A 22012-nucleotide genomic window follows, 5' to 3' on the forward strand; every position below is an offset into this window, starting at 1 on the left:
TTAATGATATATTATGAAAGTAGGTTTGTTTATCCCCTGTTATATCAATGCCATCTATCCGCAGGTAGGGGTGGCATCATATAAATTACTGAAGAGCTTAGGGGTGGATGTCGATTATCCTCTTGATCAGACTTGTTGCGGACAGCCCATGGCAAACGCCGGTTTTCAAGATGAATCTTTAAAGATGGCTATCCGTTTCAATGATTTATTTCAGAAGTATGATTACATTGTAGGCCCGTCTGCCAGTTGTGTGGCTTTTGTGAAAGAAAACCATCCCGGTATTTTGGCTAAAGAGGGTCATCAATGCCAGAGTGCAGATAAGATTTACGACCTCTGTGCCTTTATTCACGATGTGATAAAACCTACGAAAATCCCTGCTCGTTTTCCCCATAAAGTCAGTATTCATAACAGCTGTCACGGTGTACGTGAACTTTTTCTATCTGCTCCGAGTGAATTGAACATACCTTATTTCAATAAATTGCGCGATTTGCTCCAGATGGTCGAGGGGATTGAAGTGTTTGAACCCAGCCACGTGGACGAATGTTGTGGTTTCGGCGGTATGTTTGCAGTCGAAGAGCAGGCTGTATCCGTCTGCATGGGACGTGATAAGATACGGCATCACATGGAGACTGGTGCCGAATACATAACCGGAGCCGATAGCTCCTGTCTGATGCATATGCAGGGTATCATTGAGCGTGAACACCTGCCTATCCGAATTATTCATGTTGTAGAAATATTAGCATCACAATTATGAGTACCAAGCATGCAAAAGCTGCCGAGAAGTTTCTGGAAAATCCGGTGATGGCAGCATGGCACAATGAGACCCTTTGGATGGTCCGTGCCAAAAGAGACAAGATGAGCAAGGAAGTACCCGAGTGGGAAGAATTGCGTGACAAGGCATGTGCGTTGAAACTTTATTCCAACAGCCACCTTGAGGAACTCTTGCTGGAATTTGAGAAAAACGCCACAGCCAACGGAGCCATCGTTCATTGGGCAAAGGATGCGGAAGAGTATCGTGCCATTGTTTATGAAATATTGAGCAGTCATGGAGTGAAACATTTTGTGAAAAGCAAATCGATGTTGGCGGAAGAGTGTGAACTAAACCCGTTCCTGATAGAGAAAGGAATAGACGTTGTGGAGTCCGATCTCGGAGAGCGTATTCTTCAGTTGATGAATCTGGCGCCAAGTCATATTGTGCTTCCGGCTATTCACATCAAGCGTGAACAGGTGGGAGAGCTGTTTGAAAAGGAAATGGGAACGGAGAAAGGTAATTTTGATCCTACTTATCTGACCCATGCCGCCCGAAAAAGCTTGCGGAACATCTTTCTGAATGCGGAAGCTGCTATGACGGGAGCCAACTTTGCCGTAGCATCCACTGGAGATATAGTGGTTTGCACGAATGAAGGAAATGCTGATATGGGGACATCGTGCCCGACACTGAATATTGCTGCTTTCGGTATGGAGAAGATCGTGCCGGATATGGAGGCTTTGGGAGTGTTTACCCGTTTGTTGGCGCGTTCGGCAACAGGGCAACCTATCACTACCTATACCTCTCAATATCGCAATCCCCGTGAAGGAGGCGAATATCATATTATCATTGTAGATAACGGACGAAGCGCTTTGCTTGCCCATCCCGATCATATCAAGACTTTGAATTGCATCCGATGCGGTGCTTGTATGAATACTTGTCCGGTGTATCGTCGGAGCGGGGGATATTCCTACACCTACTTTATTCCCGGTCCTATCGGTATCAATCTGGGTATGGCACATGATCCGGAAAAGTATTATGATAACCTGTCAGCCTGTTCGCTGTGTATGTCTTGTTCGGATGTTTGTCCGGCAAAGGTAGACCTGGCTGAACAGATTTATAAATGGCGGCAGGATCTGGATAAGATTGGAAAAGCTAATACGGGTAAAAAAATAATGTCCGGTGGCATGAAAGTATTGATGGACCATCCGGCTCTATTCAATGCGGCTCTTTGGGCTGCTCCGGCAGTTAACCATTTGCCGCGTTTTATCAAATACAATGACTTGGATGCTTGGGGTAAGGGTCGCGAACTGCCTGAGTTTGCCAGCGAATCGTTCAACGAGATGTGGAAGAAAAATAAAGTGCAAGGAAAGGAGGAAAACAAATGAGTAGTAAAGAAGAGATATTGGCGAGTATCCGTAAAAATACGAAGAACCGTTATGAATACCCTGACTGGCAAATCAAAACCACTACTTATCCGGATGTGGTTGCCAAATTCTGCGAGATGAGTTTTGCTGTCGGAGGTGAAGCTATTGTATTGGGGGAGGGAGAAGATATCAATGCTGTCATCCGTCGTACTTACCCTGATGCTGCCAGTATTGCTTCCGATCTGGGGGAAATCACCTGCGCTACATTCAATCCTGATTTGCTGACTCGCGCACAAGATCTGGATGGAACCGATATAGCTGTTGTTAAAGGCGAAATTGGGGTAGCCGAGAATGCAGCTGTCTGGATTCCCAAAACGGTGAAGTACAAAGCGCTCTATTTTATAGCCGAAAAACTGGTGATTGTTTTGGACAAGAACCGTATTGTGAGCAATATGCATCAGGCTTACGAGCTGATAAAAGATGAAAAATATAAATTTGGTACATTTATCTCCGGCCCTTCAAAAACTGCTGATATAGAGCAAGCGTTAGTGATGGGAGCGCACGGTGCGAGAGATGTATTGGTAATATTGAAGTGATGAGGGAATGTTTATCTGTGGTGAAACAGATTTCTGCAATATCCTCTTGTACAAATATATGTTTGCAAATAAAGTAAAGAAAGTGGCTGCCATTCACGACCTTTCCGGTATGGGAAGGGTTTCTCTGACAGTCGTAATTCCTATTCTGTCGTCTATGGGGTTTCAGGTATGTCCGTTGCCTACGGCCATCCTTTCTAATCACACACAATATCCGCATTTCACTTTTCTTGATCTGACGGATGAAATGCCTCGTATTATTGCCGAGTGGAAACGTTTGGAGGTGGAGTTCGATGCTATCTATACCGGTTATTTAGGATCACCCAGGCAGATTCAGATTGTATCTGACTTTATCCGTGATTTTCGCCGGAAAGATAGCTTGACGGTGATAGATCCTGTCTTGGGAGACAATGGTAAACTCTATTCAAATTTTGATGAAGCGATGGTGGCAGAGATGCAGCAGTTAATCACACATGCCGATGTGATAACCCCCAATCTGACGGAACTTTTCTATCTGCTCGGCCGTCCGTATAAAGAGACCAATACCGATCAGGAATTAAAGGATTATCTGCATAGCCTGTCGGAAAAAGGGCCTGAGGTGGTGATCATAACCAGTGTGCCTGTGTTGGATGAACCTCACAAAACTTCGGTTTATGCTTATAACCGGACAGGAAATCGCTATTGGAAAATCACTTGCCCTTATCTGCCTGCCCATTATCCGGGTACGGGAGATACATTTACGAGTGTCATTACCGGAGCTTTGCTTCAGGGAGACAGCCTTCCCATTGCTTTGGATCGTGCTACCCAGTTTATCCTGCAGGGAATTCGTGCCACTTTCGGTTATGAGTATGATAACCGTGAAGGTATTTTGTTAGAAAAGGTACTCCATAATCTTGATATGCCAATTCAGAGTAGCAGTTACGAGCTGATTTAAATGTTTCCGGAGTACATCTATTCATAAAAAAGCACTGCTCCAAAAATGAAACAGTGCTTTTTGCCCTTTAAAGATGCATCTTTTTTATTTTACTTCTTCACCTTTTTCGTTCATTACTACAGTTGTCTCTGTACCGTCTTTCTGTGTAACGACTACTTTGTAGAGTTTGCCGTCTTCTTTAGCTGTTACTGATGCTTCTTTGATAGTCGATTCAGGATAAGCTTTTCCGAGGGCTTCGGTTACTGCTGCAGGGAGATCTTTTACTTCAATCTTTGTATACTCGTCTTGTGGAGCCTGTGCAGTCGTTACTACTGCGTTAGCGTTTTCTACGTTCTGTGCGAATGCTACTGAGCTACCTAATCCCATAACCAATGCTATTGCTACTAATACCTTTTTCATAATTGTAAGTTTTGAGTTAATAAATGAGGTTTGTTTTTCTGTAAGCCGTTTGCTTACGATAATAGTAGTGCAAGCGGTGTGCCAGAATAAAGGCATATGTATTATTCTTCTGATTATTAGATTGTTATATTCAAGGGTCTAAACCTCAATCTGTGGAAATTGGGGTTTTGGGGTGTGGATAACGTGGAAAACTTCCACAGTATCAGATACCTTTGGCAGTTTCTGCGAGCCGTATAAATTCTCTTTTATATCCCTTTTCGTCGTTTTCCAAGCCGGTCTTTGCCAAAGAAATCACTTTGTCATAATTGGCATTTCCCTTGAATTCAGAATCTCTCAGCAGTTGTCCGAACATGGCTACTGCGGCTGCGAAACGAAAATCGGCGGAAACCCGGTTGTTTTTAGAGTCAGTCAACGCCTGTTCTATCTTTTTGCTGGTATTGCCGTCCGGTGTTTTGTAGCGTAGTTTGACGGTTAGTAATTCATTAGAGTCGTTGACAGAGGTGGCAGTCTTTTGTTTCTTCTGATATTTCAAATCGTCCACTTTTCCGGTAAAATCACTTTTTACCCCTACAGGAATCACTTCATAGAAAGCTGTGACTGTATGTCCGGCTCCCATTTCTCCTGCATCTTTTGTGTCGTTGTTGAAGTCTTCATCTGCCAGCAAACGACTTTCATAGCCAATCAACCGATAGGCTTGTACCTGTGTCGGGTTAAACTCCACTTGTAGTTTTACGTCTTTGGCGACCGTATGTAAAGTTGCTCCGAACTCGTTCACCAATACCCGGTTGGCTTCTTGCAGATTGTCGATATAGGCATGATTGCCGTTTCCCTTTTCGGCAAGAGTCTGCATCTTGCTGTCTTTATAGTTTCCCATCCCATATCCTAATACGGTGAGGAATACACCGCTCTTACGTTTTTGCTCAATCAGTTTCTCCAGTTCCTGATCCGATGATACGCCCACATTGAAATCACCATCGGTACAGAGGATGATGCGGTTATTGCCACCGGTTATAAAGTTTTTCCGGGCAATTTTATAAGCCAGTTTAATTCCTTCTCCTCCCGCTGTAGAGCCTCCTGCCTCCAGTTCGTCAATGGCTTCGCGTATTTTCTGTTTATCGCTTCCCGGTGTGGATGCCAGTTTCTCTCCGGCAGTGCCCGAATACACCACGATTGCTACTTTATCTTTATCTCTCAGATTGTTAACTAATAACTTTAATGATGATTTTACCAGATCCAGACGTTCGGGACCATACATCGAACCGGATACGTCGATCAGGAAGATTAGGTTCGAAGCAGGTAAGTTTTCGGTAGGAATTTCTTTTGCTTTCAATCCGATGCGGACTAACCGATGCTGTTCGTTCCAAGGACAAGTACCTATTTCTGATGTGATTCTTACCGGATCGTTCCCTGTTGGTTGTGCATAATTGTAAGAGAAGTAGTTTATTAATTCTTCTGTACGGATGGCATCAGCCGGAGGTAGCTCTCCTTTATTAAGGAATCGGCGCATATTGCTATATGAAGCTACATCCACATCGATCGAGAAAGTAGATAGCGGATTATCCCACACTTTCTTAAATCCATTTTCCTGTATTGCTTTATATTCTTCGGCAGACATCCCTACGTTGTATAACAGGCTGTGGTTCATTGCGATGGGGGTAGCACCGCAAATCATTTTTTGTGTTTCTACCCCATAACCTATCACTACGCATTCTTCCAACTGTTGTGTATCCGTTTCCAAGGCGACATCTAAACGGGCAGAAGTCACTTTTATTTTTTGAGTGCGATATCCTATGAAAGAGAATACTAAGGTTGCTCCTTTGTTTGCACGAATGGAATAGGTACCGTCTGTGCCGGTAATGGTTCCGTTCTGTGTACCGTTTATTACAACGGAGCAACCGGCCACCGCTTCTCCGCTTTCAGCGTCTGTAACTATACCTTTTACTATGAAAGGCTGTGCACTGACTGCTCCCCATGAAATTACTGTCATTAGCAGTATAAGCATCAAAGCTCTGAATTGATTCGTTTTCATACTTTTATTGTTTTAAGTGGATAAATTTGATTCCTTGTTTTACTCAATAGATGCAATTCTCTTATAGATTCCATAAATAGATTCCTCTTTTTTTTAACTTTGCAAAAAAAAATCCTGTTTTTCAGAAGAAACATATCGGAACAGACGGACGAGGAACTATTGCAGCATTATATGAAGTCCGGTGAAACAGAGTATTTCGGTGAACTTTATAACCGTTATATTCCGTTGTTGTATGGCGTGTGTCTGAAGTATCTCAAAGATGAAGCCCGGGCTCAGGATGCGGTGATGGAACTTTTTGAAGATTTGCTTCCTAAAGTCACCCATTATGAAATAAAAACTTTCCGGACCTGGATATACCGGGTAGTAAAGAATCATTGCTTGCAAATATTACGGAAAGACTCTAAAGAGATTTCATTGGATTATACTGTTCATATTGTGGAATCCGATGAATTTTTGCATCTTTTATGTGAAGAGGAAAGTAATGCGGACCAATTGGAAGCTTTGCATCATTGTCTAAAGAAACTTTCTGAACCCCAACGCGTCAGCATACGGCATTTCTTTATAGAAGAAATGTCTTATGCCGATATAGTTGCGCAAACCGGTTTTACGCTGAATAACGTAAAGAGCTATATCCAGAACGGAAAACGTAATTTGAAGATTTGTATTAAAAATCAGCTTAAGGAATGAAACTATTAGACTACATACGGGGAGCCCGCAAAGGAAAAGAGGCGCATCGGCTGGAGAAAGAGGCTATGCGTGATCCTTTTCTGGCCGACGCGCTCGAAGGTTACAGCCGTGTAGGGAATGGAGCCGACGAACAGATTGAGGAGTTGCGCCGTCGGATTAGAGCCCGTGCTGTGCGAAAGCGTAACCATGCTGTGGTCTGGAGTATCGCCGCCAGCCTGCTGATTGGAGTTTGTATCGGCTCTTATTTCCTTTTTCAGGAGAAACCTTTGTCGGATGAAGCACGGATGGCAATGGAACAAGCGGTTCATCCGAAATCCTTGTCGGTATATGAGGAAGAGAAGAAAGATGAGTTGGCTGAGGCGGTAATAAAGGATTCGGCAGGCCCGTCGAAGAAATTGATTTCAGAGAATAAGAAGAAAAAAATGCTTGCACCTTCATCTGAGGTTCCTCAAGTAATGACTCAGGAGTTGATGGAAGAAGCGCTGGAAGCCACCATTGACGACGAACCTTCGGCTATGGACAAAAAAATGGTTATGAGAGCTTCGGTGGCTAATGATAGTAGTTTTAACGCTAAAGTGGCTGTTGTTGGTAAGGTGCGTGGTAAAGTGACCGATCCCAGTGGTGAACCTCTTGTTGGTGCCACAGTCAGGGTGAAAGGGACTAATCAGGGGACTATCTCAGATGAAAATGGTGATTTTACTTTAAAGACAGATGGGAATCGGGAACTTTCAGTCGATTATATCGGTTATGAATCTGTTGTCCTTCCTGTTGATACGACTAAAGATTTATTGATAGCTATGAACGTAGATGATGCTACACTTGACGAGGTTGTAGTGGTAGGATACGGTTCGCAGCCGAAGAGTAGCGTTACAGGTGCTATAACGAGCTTAAAGATGTCAGGTACACCGCAACCGTCTATAGGGCGAAAAGCTTTTCGGAGGTATCTGAAAGAGAATCTGGTGCATCCTTCCGACAAAGAGTGTGCACGTGCCAAGGGAAAAGTGATTCTTACTTTCCGGGTAGATAAGGATGGACGTCCGGAATCCATTAGTGTTAAAAAGGGACTTTGTGCTTCGGCCGATAAAGAGGCCATTCGTCTGATTGAAGAGGGACCTGACTGGACTATTGGTGATGAACCGGTAGAGGTGAGTATCCGTTTCTGATAAACGAAAATCCCGCTTAGGTCACCTGACTTAAGCGGGATTTTTTTTGCACGGGAGGAGAGGCTCGAACTCCCGACACCCGGTTTTGGAGACCGGTGCTCTACCAACTGAGCTACTCCCGTGTTTGCGGCTGCAAAGGTAGAATAAACTTCTGAATTGGCAAGCTTTTATGCAAAGAAGTTGCTAATTATTTTAATTTTTCCCATTCTTCGGGTTTGAAGCCTACCAATACGAAATGGTCTGTTACTACTAATGGCCGTTTCACCAGTTTGCCGTTAGTGGCCAAAAGGGCGATCTGTTCTTCTTCGGTCATTGTCGGGAGCTTGCTGCTGAGCTTCAGCTCTTTATATACTACTCCGCTGGTGTTGAAAAACTTCTTAACGGGTAGTCCGCTCAATGGAATCCAGGCTTTCAACTCCTCTGTCGTGGGATTATCTTCCACTATAAGGCGGTTGGTATACTCAATTTTGTTTTCCGTCAGCCACTTTTTGGCTTTTTGGCAAGTACTGCATGCAGGATATTGCAAAAAAAGAGGTTTCATATTTATTCTATATTAAGCATTTGTAAATCTTGATACATGACACGGTAAGCTGCCGCTTTTTTATCCAGTGCCAATGGGTATGCCCGTGAAGAAGAAGGCATCCGGTATAGTCGCATCGGACGTCCTTCAAAAACAAATTCAGAGAAATCTCCCACTTTGGGTTCTCTCACTTCGAATTGTGTCCGGAGAGTGTCTGTTGCCTTTTGTCCTGTTGTGACGATGGCTTTGCATTCCGGAATTAACCTGAGGAGCCGGCTTATGTCAGTGGGCTGCACCACTTCCAGAAACTTATCGGAAGCATTGTCCTGTAATCGTCGGATGGATGATGCGGTATCGAACAGTGCTATTCCTTTGTCGTTAAGGAAGTCTGTTATCCGTTCACGACAGAAGGCCTTCCTGTTTTCGTTCAGAAAATAATCCTTGTTGTTGAAGAATAAAAGTCCAACGATTCTCCACATATCATTGTTCAGGTTCGGGTAATAAAAATCCATTGACCATCGCTTTTTCTGGGGCGGAAAACTTCCCAGCATCAGCAATCGGGCATTGGCCGGGAGAAAAGGTTCTAACGGGTGGTTTTCTATTTCTATGTCCATTATTCGCTATTTGATTGGGAACAAAAATAGTGATAATATCTATTTTATAGAAACGTACTCCCACGATTTTTAATTACTTTTGCGCCTTAATTCAAAAAACATTCAACATGAGAAGAACCGCTATTGCTATTTTCTGTCTGTTTATCTTGTCTGTCGGCGTCGGGTTAAAGGCACAGAACATCCAGTTGCATTATGATTTTGGACGTTCTTTGTATGATAAAGATTTAAAAGGTCGTCCTGTACTAACCTCTACTGTGGAGAAGTTTCATCCCGACAAGTGGGGAAGCACTTATTTCTTTGTCGATATGGATTATACTTCGGACGGAGTGGCTGCCGCTTATTGGGAAATAGCACGTGAATTGAAATTCTGGAAGAATCCATTTTCGGTACATGTGGAATATAACGGTGGACTTGCCAAAGGTTTTTCTTATAATAACGCCTATTTGGGTGGTGCAACATATACTTATAATAATGCTTCTTTTTCACGTGGATTTTCATTGTCGGTCCTGTATAAGTATATTCAGAAACATCGTTCTCCCCATAACTTCCAGTTGACCGGGACCTGGTACATGAATTTCAGCAGGAACCTGCTTACTTTCTCCGGATTTGCTGATTGGTGGCGCGAAGAGACGGCTTATGGCAAAACGATTTTTCTTACCGAACCTCAGTTTTGGGTGAATCTGAACCGTATAAAAGGTATCAGTGACAAGTTTAATCTGAGTGTAGGTTCAGAAGTCGAGCTGAGTAATAATTTCGGTGGACGCGATGGTTTTTATGTCATCCCTACACTGGCGCTAAAATGGACAATAAACTAAAAAACTGATGAAAACTGATTTGATATACGGTATTGAGGACCGTCCGCCGTTTAAAGATGCTTTATTTGCGGCATTGCAACATCTGCTTGCTATTTTTGTAGCTATTATTACTCCTCCGTTGATTATTGCCAGTGCTCTGAAACTGGATGTAGAGAAAACCGGATTTTTGGTATCGATGTCTCTTTTTGCTTCGGGAGTGTCTACTTTTATCCAGTGCCGACGTTTTGGCCCTATCGGGGCGAGGCTGCTTTGTATACAAGGCACGAGCTTTTCGTTTATTGGTCCCATCATTGCTACGGGGCTTGTAGGCGGACTTCCTCTTATTTTTGGTGTCTGTATGGCGGCAGCTCCCATTGAAATGGTTATTAGTCGTACCTTCAAGTATATGCGCAATATCATCACTCCGCTGGTTTCGGGTATTGTGGTATTGCTTATCGGGTTGAGTCTGATAAAGGTAGGCATTGTTTCTTGTGGAGGTGGTTATGCTGCGATGGATAATGGAACATTTGCTTCTTGGGAGAACCTTTCGATTGCAGGTGTGGTTTTGCTCAGCGTTTTGTTTTTCAATCGTTGCAAAAATAAATATTTGCGTATGAGTTCTATTGTGCTGGGACTTTGTTTAGGATATGGGCTCGCTTTTGCTTTAGGAAAAGTAGATATGAGTGCTTTGAATGTAGAGATGTTGATGAGTTTTAATATTCCTCAACCATTTAAATACGGACTTGATTTTAATGTGTCTTCTTTTATCGCTATCGGGCTGGTGTATATGATTACAGCTATTGAGGCGACCGGAGATGTGACGGCGAATTCAATGATTTCAGGTTTGAAGATTGAAGGTGACGACTACCTGAAACGGGTTTCGGGTGGTGTGATGGCCGATGGTTTTAATTCTTTCCTGGCAGGTATTTTCAACTCTTTCCCGAACTCTATTTTTGCGCAGAATAATGGAATTATTCAGCTGACAGGAGTAGCCAGTCGGTATGTGGGTTACTATATAGCGGCAATGCTGATTCTTTTAGGATTATTCCCGATTGTAGGAGCTGTTTTTTCGTTGATGCCGGACCCGGTGTTGGGCGGAGCTACTTTGCTGATGTTCGGAACAGTGGCAGCAGCCGGAATCCGCATCGTTTCGTCACAAAACATCGGACGTAAGGAGACATTGGTGCTGGCTGTCAGTCTTTCATTAGGGCTGGGAGTGGAATTGATGCCTGATGTATTGAGTCAGGCTCCCGAAGCTATCCGCAGTATCTTTTCGTCAGGCATCACTACCGGTGGCTTGACTGCGATTATAGCAAATATCGTAATTCGGGTGAAAGAGGAAGAAGAACGATGAATGATGAACGGGACTGTGTCAAAACTTCTTTCACCACGGAGTAACACAGAGTAACATAGAGACGATTTTAGGTTGTTGATTATCAATAAAAAGACTCTGTGATACTCTGTGTTACTCCGTGGTGAAAGAAGTTTCGACACACCCTCGTTTATCGTTTATAATACTTCCAGATTACTCATCCGGTCTGTTGTGTGGAATTCAAATTCCGGATATTCATATAGTTTGAAGCGGGGCTCTGTTTCTCCTTCCGTATAGCTCCAGATGCTGGCATAGTCTTCCGGATCTTCCCCCATTTTGCTTAATTGCCTTAAATAAGCTGCGAGCGATTTATTTTCCACGATATATATTTTCCCCAACTTGTCAATAATAGAACTGTGGCGTCGGGTACTGTCATGGTCAAAGCGAAGGATGCGTTTACCTTCTTCGGTGATTCCCACCAGGTTGAATGTCATGCTCTTGCCGATAGCAGGCAGATTGAGTACGCTTCGGTCTGTAGCCATGAACGGTAGATGGTGTTTCTTCATGAAACGGCGTATACGGGCGGCTGTGTCTTCACCTGTTTCGAGAAGAGAATATAGTTCGTCAGCTTGTTCCGGAGTTAATTTACCAAATATTTTTTCCTCATGCTGTTCCTGCATCGATCGGCTGTTAGGTGTGAATACAGCATAATTTTCATTGAATCCTTTGACAGAGAAGGTATAGTAACAGACCACTCCCAGCGAGTTGAGCACTTGGCGTAGTCTTGTGGTATGTCCTCGTCGGGATGCTGCCACAGTATATACGAGCTGATTAGTGATAAGCCATCCGGCGGAAAGGATTTTCCGGATGGCTTCCCGGGTTTGTGGTGTCACCTCCAACGGGCTCTGGAAGTGGGTTTGAATTATAAATTGCTTCATTCCGATGGCAGAGGCTTTTTCTTTGAATTCTCTCAGAATCTCTATCAGTTCGTCATTGATGCGCATAGGCAGGTAAGCCAGTAATCTCGATCCTAAACGGACACGCTGTAATTCAGCGTATTTTTCTCCTTCCGGACGTTCTTGGTTTGCTTTTCGTTTTCGTGCGGCCATGCGATATACGGCTTCAAGAATGTTTCGCAAAGTCTTGTTCTGACTCATCAGAGCATCTCCTCCGGTAATCAATATATCTCGTAACTGGGTGTCTTCTTCAAAATAAGTCATCAACCTGCGTAGTTTCTTATCCCAACTTTCTTTAGGGCGGAGCGCGTCGAATTCAAAATTCAGTCGTTCGCTTTGGAAGTCGTACATACGTTGACATGAAGCGCACAGTCCTCCGCAGGCACGTCCCATTGTATCGGGAATCAGGATAGCTACCTCCGGATAGCGACGGTGAATGTTATGCCCGTCCGGCAATAGCCATCCCGCAGCGTTCGGTTTTCCGGCTTCTACAATATCTTCGCGCTCCCAGGCACGGATATTGCCGTAGGTTTCCACCAAACGGGGTGAATAGAGGATGTAGCTTCGGATAGCTTCGTCATTGTATCCTTCGCCGTTGGTGTTGAGCAAAGAAAGATAATAGGGCGTGGCGAAGAAAGGCATCCCTTTTTTACGGGCTCTGGACAATAAATACATTGTTTCGCTGGAAAGAGAATTTCCGAGGAAGCGGTTGAGTTCGGCAGGAGTTTTGATAGCCATCGAAAGGTGGAAGCGGAAATCATCCCACCACCGGCAGACCTGATGGTATTTCTCCTCATAACTCAATCCTTCTTCAAAGTGGAACCGGGAGGATGGCTTTGATTTCCGGTTCTCTATTTTCTGTATCAGCAGATGCAGCATTCGTTCTTTGTTTTCGGTGCGTAGCTCTATCACGTCTTCGTCCAGTCCGGTGGCCCAGCGTTCGGTTCTGTTTTTGATTCGTTGCGGAGAGGGTAGGGGCATTTCCGGGTCCTCCAGTCTTTTGAAGAGGTTATACAGATCCAGGAACAAGTCAGTAGGCATTTCTGCGTTTTCCAGATTCCCGGTCAAGAAGCGTCGGAGAAGGGATAAGGTCTGTATTTGCATATCCTGTTCGTTAGACAATTCATGAACTGTCTTTCCGTCGTAGTTGATAAGGAGTCGAATTTGCTCACCCGCTTTGTTCCCTCCGGATATGTGAGAAGCAAGGAACTCTTGCAGGTGGCTTTTAAAGTCTGTGTCATCAAGACTTTGCCGGGCCATTGCTGTGAGTTCGGGTAACTCCTGACAGTATAGTTGACGGATTTGGGAAAGTGTGAGTGAAAGCATTTTCTTTTGTTTCATACGCGATTGTTTTTAAGTTGTTAAAATTGAAATATTTGCATAAATATAATAAAAAAAGCGGAGGTAGAAAACCTCCGCTTTGCTATTCGTGCTATTCTTTACGATTCTTTTTTGTTTAATAACATTCAGCTTTTCATTTTGTTTTTGCTTCTTCGTCCTTGTGTTTAGGCTCCTTTTTAGCCAACAAGACAATGTTATAAACGTACTCTGACATCCATTGTTCCGAGAATCCGAGACGTTCTTTGTATTGACGTACAGCCGCTGCCGTTTTGTGTACGTCATCTGCTTTCCATACCGTTTTGGTACATACATCATGTACTGTTTTTTCTGTCATGGAGCGCAGGGCCTTTTTAAATAGGGCCGGCATACGGAATTTCCATTGCATCAGGTTACCCATCAGCATCATCAGGTCGCTTGAGAATCCCTGATACATGAAAAGGTATGCTTGTACATCGTTTTGCGTACGGCAGTTTTTTTTGATAGATGTGTCTATCTCTTTAAAGAATGATTCACTGATGCCGTAATCCTGCATCAGCATTTTGCGGGATGCCGATTTCTCGGCTAATCCTAACTTACCTCCTTGCGTGGCTACTTTGAACAAACGTTTGAAGTTGGCTACATCCGGCAGGAAGCGGATATTTGTGATACCCAGATTTACTGCAATTACAGATTGAAAATATACACGTGTCAGTGATACGAAGTCTTCGACATTGCCCACTACTTTTGCGTCAGCGTCGGCTTGTTTCTTGAATAAGTTAGCGAATATGCTCATAAGTCATTTGGTCAATTTATAGATTGAGGCTGCAAATTTACTAAATAACTTGTTAAATTGCTACAGATTATATGGATAACATCTATTCTTTTTGAGGTACTTTACCAACATTCGATGTCCTGCTCTATGTCTTTCATTTTGTTTTTGGTGAATACCGGACTTTGGATGCCCGCTTTCTTCTGTTCACGATAGTCCTGCAATAAGCGGAAAGCATATTTTCCGAGGAAGGAAATTGCTATCAGGTTGCAGACAGCCATTAATCCCATGGTAATATCTGCCAGTCCCCATACGAAGTCGAGTGTGGACATGGCACCTACCCATACCATGGCGCCTACCAATATCCGGTAGAGGTATACCACCCATCTCCTGTGGGTAAGATAGCGGATGTTTGCTTCACCGTAATAATAATTTCCAATGATACTGCTGAACGCAAAAAAGAAGAGAGCGATTGCCACAAAAATACCTCCGAGGCTCCCTATTTCATTGTTCAGTGCATGCTGGGTAAGTTGCACTCCATTGGTTGAACCGTCGAGCGGAGCACCACTGAAAAGAATGATAAATGCCGTACACGAACAGATGATAAGTGTATCTGTAAAAACTCCTAAAGTCTGGATCAGGCCCTGCTTGACGGGATGTGACACGTATGCTGTGGCGGCTGCATTGGGTGCGGAACCCATACCGGCTTCATTACTGAACAGGCCCCGTTTGATGCCTTGCATCAGAGCAGCTCCCATACCGCCTCCCAAAGCTTGTTGCCAACCAAAAGCATGACTGATGATGGTTTCGATAACACCTGGCAGATGCGTGATGTTCAGGAGTACAATGGCCAGTGCCAGCCCTACATATCCCAGTGCCATAATGGGGACAATGATGCTGCTTACTTTGGCGATACGCTGGATGCCTCCGAAGATGATCAATAAAGTGAGTCCGGTCAGGATGATTCCCATCGGTATGTGGTTGATGCCGAATGCATGCTCTACGGCCGCACAAATGGTATTACTCTGTACCGAATTGAAAGCGAAACCGAAAGTAATGGTAATTAGTATGGCAAAAAGAATTCCCATCCATGGCTTCTTCAATCCCTTCTTCATGTAATAAGCAGGACCTCCTATAAATGATTCCTTTCCTTTTTCTTTATATAACTGTGCAAGGGTAGATTCGACAAAAGCACTTGATGCTCCTAACAAGGCAATGATCCACATCCAGAATATCGCACCCGGTCCGCCTACGGCAATAGCTGTAGCTACGCCTGCAAGATTTCCTGTCCCGACACGACTTGCCAGTGATATGGCGAAAGCCTGGAATGAAGAAATATGTTTTTCTCCGTTCTCCTCTTTTCCGCCGGAATCTTTCAGAAGACGTACCATTTCGCCAATCATCCGGAATTGTACGAAACGGGTTTTAAGCGTGAACCAAACGGCGCACCCCAACAGCATTGCGATAAGGATGTAGGTCCATAATATATCGTTAATCAGATCCATGTCTTTGTTAATTAAATCATCGGTGCATTGTGCTATGGTTCATCCGGCCGATACGTAGTTGAACCATCGTTTTAATAATGTTGATAATCAGTAGATTATATTTACCTGCTTTTTTCTCGGTATGTAAATCCATTTACTTCGGCGTGTAAAAGCATTTACCTCGGCATGTAAATCCATTTACCTCGGTATGTAAAAGCATTTACCTCGGCATGTAAATGGAACTGGCATTCAAGGCAGCAGATGCTCTCCCTTAGGGTGCGCGTCAAAACACCGTATTCTCCGGCCCCCCCTTCTATTTCAGTCGGAAGTAGAATTTGTGGTTTTCGAATATTGGTTCCACAATGTCGAACCGGATCAACTTAGCCAATAAATGCTCTGCGGCCCGTCGGGAAATACCTGCTTGCCGGCAATAGCGATTCAGTGAGAGTGAGGTGTTTTTTTCCAGTAAGTCGAGTAATAACTGTTCTCGCTCGGTATATTGGATCAGTTCACCTGCCGGATTTCCGCTTTGCTGCCAAATGCGCAGATGTACCGGAGTAGCCAGGATATTCTCGTCTTTAATGCGGATATATGCCAGTGGTTTACCGGTTTCATCCTTGGCATAAACAGGCTTGTTCTCACTTTCCTCTATTTGTACGACTAATACAGAACGTCCTTCGACGTGAAATGTTTGCATGGAATAATGCACTTTCGGCTGACAGTAAAGTTGGGCAGCTGCTTCTATCATGTATTTTTCTTCGTCCGAACGTACACCGGCAATTTTCCCATTGTCTTTTACTCCGATCAACAACCGTCCTCCATCGGTGTTGGCAAAGGCCGACAGCGTTTTGGCAATCTTGCGGGCATCGGATATTTCAAATTTAAAGTCTTGTTGCTGATGCTCCCCTTCGGCTATCAATGCGTGTATGTAATCAGTATCTGTAAGCGGTTTCATGCTTGCAAAAGTAGATAAAAAAGACTAAACCTTATTTTTTTGCCGATTTTTAGCCGATAATTTCAAAAAAAATATCGTTTTTATGCGTTTATTTCGGGAAAGGATGTATTTTTGCCCATCATTATTAACGAAGAAATAAATAAGGATTATGAAAGAATTAGTAGAAAAGATTGCTACTTTGGTAGCTGAGTTCAACAAAGATGCAAATGCTCAGATCGAAAATGGTAACAAAGCTGCAGGAACTCGTGCCCGTAAAGCTTCATTGGAAATCGAAAAAGCAATGAAAGAATTCCGTAAAGTATCTTTAGAAGAATCAAAGAAGTAATCTTACGAATAGAAGAAAATGAAAAGCCGGTCTCAGTTTTGTGACCGGCTTTTTTATTTTACAGAAACTAAACTTGTATCTATTGGCAGAAATAGTAAATTAGCAGGTATCCTCTTTTTTTGCAGATACTGTTTCCTCTTTTATTTCTGAGGTAAAAGTTTCAAGTATTCTCCATATCCTTCTTCCTGCATTTTCTCTTTGGGGATGAAGCGTAAGGATGCACTGTTGATACAATAGCGCAATCCTCCTTTGTCTTTGGGACCATCGGTGAAAACATGTCCCAGATGTGCGTCTCCCGTTTTACTCCGTACCTCCGTCCGCACCATTCCGTGTGAGGTATCCGTCTTTTCTTTCACTGACTCTTTTTCGATCGGTTTGGTGAAGCTGGGCCAACCACATCCGGAATCGAACTTATCTGTTGAAATAAAAAGGGGCTCTCCGGTGGTGATATCTACGTAGATGCCATCTCGTTTTTCATTCCAGTATTCGTTATGGAAGGCTGGTTCGGTTGCATTCTTTTGTGTGACGGCATATTGTTCGGCTGTCAGCTTGTTGCGAAGTGTGGCATCATCCGGCTTTTTATAACTTGCCTGTGGTGTTTCGGCACCCTGTGCATTGGCCTTCTTTGCCAATTCAAAGAGTGCCGGATTTATGTGGCAGTATCCTCCGGGATTCTTATCCAGATAATCCTGATGGTATTCCTCTGCTTTATAGAAATTGGACAAAGGCTTCACTTCCACTATAATAGGTTTAGAGTATTCTTTGGCCAATTCACCGATGGCGCTCCGGATTGCAGGCAGATCTGCTTCGTCCGTATAATAGATACCGGTGCGGTATTGTGTTCCACAGTCATTTCCCTGGCGGTTCAGGCTTGTGGGATCAATCGTTTTAAAAAACAGGTCAATCAGAAGTTTCAGTGACACTTCTTGTGGGTTATAGTCCACTTTAACGGTTTCCGCAAAATTGGTTTTCCCTGTACATACCTGTTGATAGGTTGGGTTGGCAATGTTTCCATTGGCATATCCGGTCTGGGTTGACTTTACTCCTCTGATTTGTTTCAGGAAATGTTCAGTTCCCCAAAAGCAGCCGCCCGCAAAATATATCTCACTCTGATTTTTCATACTTTTTTTCTCCTGTTTTTGTTGATAAATCCATTGTACGCCTTGTGCATAGCCGGTATAAATGATACCTGCCAACAGCACGACAAATATAGTGAACTTCTTTTTCATAATCCTTGGTCTCTTTTATAAATAACAAATGAACATCAATTTCTGATTATTAAGAACTGTTGTATCCTTCCATAAAGTGGTTAAAAAGAGATTATCTTTTGTTCTTTCAAGGGATTGTGCTTACTTTTGGCATAAACATTCTCTTGCTTTGCAGCAGAAAAAGAGTTCAGTATGGCAAAACAACAATTCAATAAACTAATTTGGCTGGTGGATACGATCTTTCGGAACGGACCTGTGACATTCGCCGAAATCAACCGTCGCTGGCGGGCGGGAGACGGTAGCCGTGTGGATATTCCTTTGCGGACTTTCCACAACCATCGACAAGCTATCGAGGAGATGTTCGACATCAACATTGAATGCGATAAGCGGGATAATACCTATTATATAGCAGATGCCGAGGGTATGTTGGGCGATAAGTTGAAGATGTGGTTACTGAATAGTTTTTCATTAAACAATGTACTGCAAGAAAATGTAGATATGAAGAACCGGATTGTGTTTGAAGAAGTTCCTTCAGGAATACAATTTATGGATACCATTATCAATGCTATGCGTAGCGGGAATGTGCTTGTTATGGAATATCAGGCATATAATTGGGAGCAATCTAAGAGTGTATTGCTTGAACCTTATTTCCTGAAACTTTTTCGGCACCGTTGGTACCTGGTAGGAGTGAATCGGGAATATAAGGCTTTCCGTTCTTATTCTCTCGACCGGGTCAGGGAGATCAGCCTTTCAGAAGATACTTTCAGTTTTCCGCGTAAATTCACTCCCCAAGATCATTTCCGCAATAGTTTTGGTATCATTCGAGATGAGAGTCTGCTTCCTCAGCGTACAGTACTTAGGGCCACAATTTCGCAGGCACCATATCTGAGAAACCTTCCTTTACACTCCAGTCAGAAGGAAATTGCTGTTACCGAGAATTACGTTGATTTTGAGTTGTATATATCACATACGTATGATTTTGTACAGGAGTTGTTGTCTAAGGGAGCGGCATTGGAGGTGTTGGAGCCCCGGTCATTAAGGGATACGATAAAAGATGAGATTAGAAATATGCAAACCCTTTATCACTTATGAATGCGAATGTACTTGAAAAACTGAAGATACTGGCAGAGTCGGCCAAGTATGATGTTTCTTGTGCTTCCAGTGGTACGGTGCGCTCCAACAAACCCGGCATGTTGGGCAATACTGTGGGAGGCTGGGGCATCTGCCATAGTTTTGCGGAAGACGGTCGCTGCATTTCGCTATTAAAGGTGATGCTCACCAACTATTGTATATATGATTGTGCTTATTGCATCAATCGGAGAAGTAACGACTTGCCCAGAGCTACGCTTTCCGTATCCGAGCTGGTAGATCTGACGATTGAGTTTTATCGCCGGAATTATATTGAAGGACTGTTTTTAAGCTCTGGTGTGGTGCGTAACCCTGACTATACCATGGAGCGTCTGGTACGTGTGGCAAAAGATTTGCGTGAAGTGCACCGTTTTAATGGATATATCCACTTGAAAAGCATTCCCGGAGCCAGCCGTGAACTGGTGAATGAAGCCGGGCGTTATGCCGACCGCCTGAGTGTGAATGTGGAGATACCTAAAGAAGAGAATCTGAAACTGCTGGCTCCGGAAAAAGATCATAAGAGCGTGTTTGCACCGATGCTTTATATCCAGCAAGGGGTACTGGAGAGTAGTGAAGAACGGAAAAAGTTTCGCTATGCTCCTCGTTTTGCTCCGGCAGGGCAGAGTACACAAATGATTGTCGGTGCCACAGCCGAAACTGATAAGGATATCCTTTTTCTCTCTTCGGCTCTTTACCAACGCCCTACGATGAAACGGGTTTATTACTCCGGTTATGTATCAGTGAATACATACGATACCCGTTTGCCGGCACTTAAGCAACCTCCTCTGGTACGCGAAAACCGCCTTTATCAGGCGGATTGGCTGATGCGTTTTTATCAGTTTAAGGTTGATGAAATTGTGGATGACGCTTATCCCGATCTTGATTTGGAGATAGATCCCAAGTTGTCTTGGGCGTTGCGTCATCCGGAACAGTTTCCTGTCGATATCAATAGAGCGGATTATGAAATGATACTCCGTGTTCCGGGAATAGGAGTGAAATCAGCTAAATTGATTGTTGCTTCTCGCCGCTACTCAAAGTTGGGATATTATCAACTTAAAAAGATAGGTGTGGTCATGAAAAAAGCACAATACTTTATTACTTGCAGTGAATTGCCTGTACGGACAGTGAATGAGATGACGCCACAGACCGTACGCAGCCTGTTGCTGCCTAAGCCTGTTAGGAAAAAGACGGATGAAAATCAGTTGTCGTTTGTTTTTTCCGATTGAGATTGTTATGACTCTTTTTATTTACGATAAAACGCTTGATGGCTTGTTGACAGCAGTATTTGATGCTTATTACCGCAAGACTTTCCCCGATGTTTTACTTACGGATGGGGAGGCGTTGCCACTTTTTTATGATGAAGTTTTTACGGTTATTACCGATGACGAAAAGGCAGGACGTGTCTGGCGGGGATTGCAAAAAAAAGTATCGGCGTCTGCACTTTCGGCCATTACCTGGTGTTGGCTGTCGGAATTGCCCGAGGTGGGTTTACTCCTGTTCCGGTACATCCGTAAAGCCATTGATTCCCCTGTATCCATTGAAACGAATTTTGGTGATCCGGATGTACTTGCCCTTTCCAGGATATGGAAACGAGTGGATTGGGAGCGGCTGCGTATGTTGCAGTTCGTACGCTTTCAGAAAGCAGCGGATGGCACTTTCTTTGCTGCTTTTGAACCTCAGCACAACGCATTACCATTGACGGTTGCTCACTTTAAAGATCGGTTTGCCGATCAGCGGTGGCTGATTTATGATATGAAACGGCGTTATGGGTTTTATTATGACCTGCATACAGTGGAAGAGGTGACGTTTGATCAGGATACCCCAGCCGCCCACCTGGTTACCGGTATGCTCGACGAAAGTCTGATGGATAAAGACGAAAAACTGTTTCAGCAGCTTTGGAAGACTTATTTTAAATCTATCACGATCAGAGAGAGGCTGAATCCCCGGAAACACAAGCAAGATATGCCGGTACGTTATTGGAAGTATATCACTGAGAAACAGAAATGACCTTATTCAATCCGTTCTACTGTCACCTCGGGAAACTCCTGTATCAATGATAATAAATGACCTTCGTCATTGTTCCGTTTGGACTTAATGACCATAGTCACCTGATAAGTTTCTATTCCTCCGTGTTCTTGCTTATCCATCTGATACGACACTATCAGATAATCCTTGGAGTTAAAACGGTCCGCTATTCCTTTCAATACTTGTTTATTGTCGGTGGAGAATGTAATCATTGAACTTTTCATCCCTATACTTTTGAACAAGTAGCTTAATACTTCAAGACCCACGAGAGTCAGTACCATGGCGGCAATGCCTATAACGTACATGCCCGCACCTACTGCCAGGCCGATTCCCGCTGTCGCCCAGATACCGGCCGCTGTGGTCAGTCCCCGCACTATCTGCTTTTGGAAGATAATTGTTCCGGCACCGATGAAGCCAATGCCACTTACTACCTGCGCCGCTACACGACTTGGGTCGAGTGTAACACTATCCTCTTTTATTATCTCTTGAAAGCCATATTGGGAAACGATCATTATCAGTGCACTTCCCAGTGAAACCAGGAAGTGTGTGCGATAGCCGGCTTCCTTGGCACGGTATTCTCTATCCAGACCGATGACAGCACCCAAGATGCCGGCAACCAATAATCTTAATACAAAATCGAAGTTCAACATTATACGAAAATCTCCTTTCTGTCTTTATTCCA

General features: G+C 43.7%; 22 protein-coding genes and 1 tRNA gene. 12 read left to right on the plus strand and 11 right to left on the minus strand.

Annotated elements, in window-relative coordinates:
• The first annotated feature begins 13 nt into the window (after positions 1-13).
• The 4 genes from ISX59_RS13300 to ISX59_RS13315 are packed head-to-tail and all read left to right on the plus strand — an operon-like array spanning position 14 to position 3642.
• Positions 14-754 (plus strand): (Fe-S)-binding protein, encoded by a 741-nt coding sequence (locus tag ISX59_RS13300; protein WP_005781023.1) that lies wholly within the window; start codon positions 14-16, stop codon positions 752-754.
• Positions 751-2136 carry a lactate utilization protein B gene (locus ISX59_RS13305; protein ID WP_005821541.1) on the plus strand — a complete coding sequence of 462 codons (1386 nt, stop codon included), beginning with the start codon at positions 751-753 and terminating at the stop codon, positions 2134-2136. Before ISX59_RS13300 ends, ISX59_RS13305 begins: the two co-directional genes overlap by 4 nt.
• Positions 2133-2711 carry an LUD domain-containing protein gene (locus tag ISX59_RS13310; protein ID WP_220575971.1) on the plus strand — a complete coding sequence of 193 codons (579 nt, stop codon included), beginning with the start codon at positions 2133-2135 and terminating at the stop codon, positions 2709-2711. Before ISX59_RS13305 ends, ISX59_RS13310 begins: the two co-directional genes overlap by 4 nt.
• 58 nt (positions 2712-2769) lie before the next feature.
• On the plus strand, positions 2770-3642 hold the full coding sequence (locus ISX59_RS13315) for a pyridoxamine kinase (protein WP_005781016.1): 873 nt from the start codon (positions 2770-2772) through the stop codon (positions 3640-3642).
• A gap of 84 nt (positions 3643-3726) precedes the next feature.
• Here ISX59_RS13315 and ISX59_RS13320 read toward each other — a convergent pair whose 3' ends face one another.
• Positions 3727-4041 (minus strand): hypothetical protein, encoded by a 315-nt coding sequence (locus ISX59_RS13320; RefSeq protein WP_032531638.1) that lies wholly within the window; start codon positions 4039-4041, stop codon positions 3727-3729.
• A 202-nt stretch (positions 4042-4243) separates the two neighbouring features.
• The gene (locus ISX59_RS13325; RefSeq protein ID WP_220575972.1) at positions 4244-6070 is read right to left on the minus strand and encodes a VWA domain-containing protein; all 1827 of its coding nucleotides are present in this window, start codon (positions 6068-6070) and stop codon (positions 4244-4246) included.
• A gap of 111 nt (positions 6071-6181) precedes the next feature.
• Between ISX59_RS13325 and ISX59_RS13330 the strand changes: the two genes are divergently transcribed.
• The gene (locus ISX59_RS13330; protein WP_032531659.1) at positions 6182-6757 is read left to right on the plus strand and encodes an RNA polymerase sigma factor; all 576 of its coding nucleotides are present in this window, start codon (positions 6182-6184) and stop codon (positions 6755-6757) included.
• Entirely contained in the window at positions 6754-7920 is a 1167-nt protein-coding gene (locus ISX59_RS13335) for an energy transducer TonB (protein WP_220575973.1), read from the plus strand. Before ISX59_RS13330 ends, ISX59_RS13335 begins: the two co-directional genes overlap by 4 nt.
• Before the next feature lie 49 nt (positions 7921-7969).
• On the opposite strand, the gene ISX59_RS13340 is transcribed toward ISX59_RS13335, so the two are convergent.
• The 3 genes from ISX59_RS13340 to ISX59_RS13350 all read right to left on the minus strand — a co-directional run bounded on the left by ISX59_RS13340 (position 7970) and on the right by ISX59_RS13350 (position 9054).
• A tRNA-Trp gene (locus ISX59_RS13340) sits at positions 7970-8042 on the minus strand.
• Positions 8043-8107: 65 nt separating this feature from the next.
• On the minus strand, positions 8108-8461 hold the full coding sequence (locus tag ISX59_RS13345; protein ID WP_005781008.1) for an arsenate reductase family protein: 354 nt from the start codon (positions 8459-8461) through the stop codon (positions 8108-8110).
• 2 nt (positions 8462-8463) lie between these two features.
• Positions 8464-9054, minus strand: coding sequence for a uracil-DNA glycosylase family protein (locus ISX59_RS13350; protein ID WP_005781007.1), 591 nt, complete (start codon positions 9052-9054; stop codon positions 8464-8466).
• Between the two features lie 107 nt (positions 9055-9161).
• Here ISX59_RS13350 and ISX59_RS13355 point away from each other — a divergent pair, with 107 nt between their 5' ends.
• The gene (locus tag ISX59_RS13355; protein WP_005781006.1) at positions 9162-9869 is read left to right on the plus strand and encodes a DUF5020 family protein; all 708 of its coding nucleotides are present in this window, start codon (positions 9162-9164) and stop codon (positions 9867-9869) included.
• Positions 9870-9876: 7 nt separating this feature from the next.
• Positions 9877-11202, plus strand: coding sequence for a nucleobase:cation symporter-2 family protein (locus ISX59_RS13360; RefSeq protein ID WP_005781005.1), 1326 nt, complete (start codon positions 9877-9879; stop codon positions 11200-11202).
• 155 nt (positions 11203-11357) lie between these two features.
• Here the strand turns inward: ISX59_RS13360 and ISX59_RS13365 are convergent, their stop codons facing one another.
• From ISX59_RS13365 to ISX59_RS13380, 4 genes are all read right to left on the minus strand, one after another.
• Complete coding sequence (locus tag ISX59_RS13365) at positions 11358-13457, minus strand: KamA family radical SAM protein (RefSeq protein WP_122330214.1); 2100 nt, start codon at positions 13455-13457, stop codon at positions 11358-11360.
• 133 nt (positions 13458-13590) lie between these two features.
• Entirely contained in the window at positions 13591-14229 is a 639-nt protein-coding gene (locus ISX59_RS13370) for a hypothetical protein (protein WP_005781003.1), read from the minus strand.
• Between the two features lie 101 nt (positions 14230-14330).
• Positions 14331-15710: a sodium:alanine symporter family protein gene (locus ISX59_RS13375; RefSeq protein ID WP_005808095.1), complete on the minus strand. Its 1380-nt coding sequence runs from the start codon at positions 15708-15710 to the stop codon at positions 14331-14333.
• Positions 15711-16002: 292 nt separating this feature from the next.
• Complete coding sequence (locus ISX59_RS13380) at positions 16003-16644, minus strand: helix-turn-helix domain-containing protein (RefSeq protein ID WP_005781000.1); 642 nt, start codon at positions 16642-16644, stop codon at positions 16003-16005.
• Positions 16645-16792: 148 nt separating this feature from the next.
• On the opposite strand from ISX59_RS13380, the gene ISX59_RS13385 reads away from it, so the two are divergent.
• A complete protein-coding gene (locus tag ISX59_RS13385) occupies positions 16793-16969 on the plus strand; it encodes a histone H1 (protein WP_005780999.1) in 177 nt (58 codons plus the stop codon).
• A 140-nt stretch (positions 16970-17109) separates the two neighbouring features.
• Here the strand turns inward: ISX59_RS13385 and msrB are convergent, their stop codons facing one another.
• A complete protein-coding gene (gene msrB / locus ISX59_RS13390; protein WP_220575974.1) occupies positions 17110-18198 on the minus strand; it encodes a peptide-methionine (R)-S-oxide reductase MsrB in 1089 nt (362 codons plus the stop codon).
• Positions 18199-18369: 171 nt separating this feature from the next.
• On the opposite strand from msrB, the gene ISX59_RS13395 reads away from it, so the two are divergent.
• From ISX59_RS13395 to ISX59_RS13405, 3 genes are read left to right on the plus strand one after another with little or no spacing between them, the layout of a single operon-like run.
• Positions 18370-19269 carry a YafY family protein gene (locus ISX59_RS13395; RefSeq protein ID WP_005808091.1) on the plus strand — a complete coding sequence of 300 codons (900 nt, stop codon included), beginning with the start codon at positions 18370-18372 and terminating at the stop codon, positions 19267-19269.
• The gene (locus tag ISX59_RS13400; protein WP_005780995.1) at positions 19266-20531 is read left to right on the plus strand and encodes a putative DNA modification/repair radical SAM protein; all 1266 of its coding nucleotides are present in this window, start codon (positions 19266-19268) and stop codon (positions 20529-20531) included. Before ISX59_RS13395 ends, ISX59_RS13400 begins: the two co-directional genes overlap by 4 nt.
• A gap of 7 nt (positions 20532-20538) precedes the next feature.
• On the plus strand, positions 20539-21312 hold the full coding sequence (locus tag ISX59_RS13405) for a TIGR03915 family putative DNA repair protein (RefSeq protein ID WP_032531658.1): 774 nt from the start codon (positions 20539-20541) through the stop codon (positions 21310-21312).
• 2 nt (positions 21313-21314) lie between these two features.
• Here the strand turns inward: ISX59_RS13405 and ISX59_RS13410 are convergent, their stop codons facing one another.
• Positions 21315-21983 (minus strand): MgtC/SapB family protein, encoded by a 669-nt coding sequence (locus tag ISX59_RS13410; RefSeq protein WP_032531631.1) that lies wholly within the window; start codon positions 21981-21983, stop codon positions 21315-21317.
• Between the last annotated feature and the right edge of the window lie 29 nt (positions 21984-22012).

This window comes from Bacteroides sp. FSHCM14E1 (assembly GCF_019633785.1).
Classification (GTDB): domain Bacteria; phylum Bacteroidota; class Bacteroidia; order Bacteroidales; family Bacteroidaceae; genus Bacteroides; species Bacteroides hominis.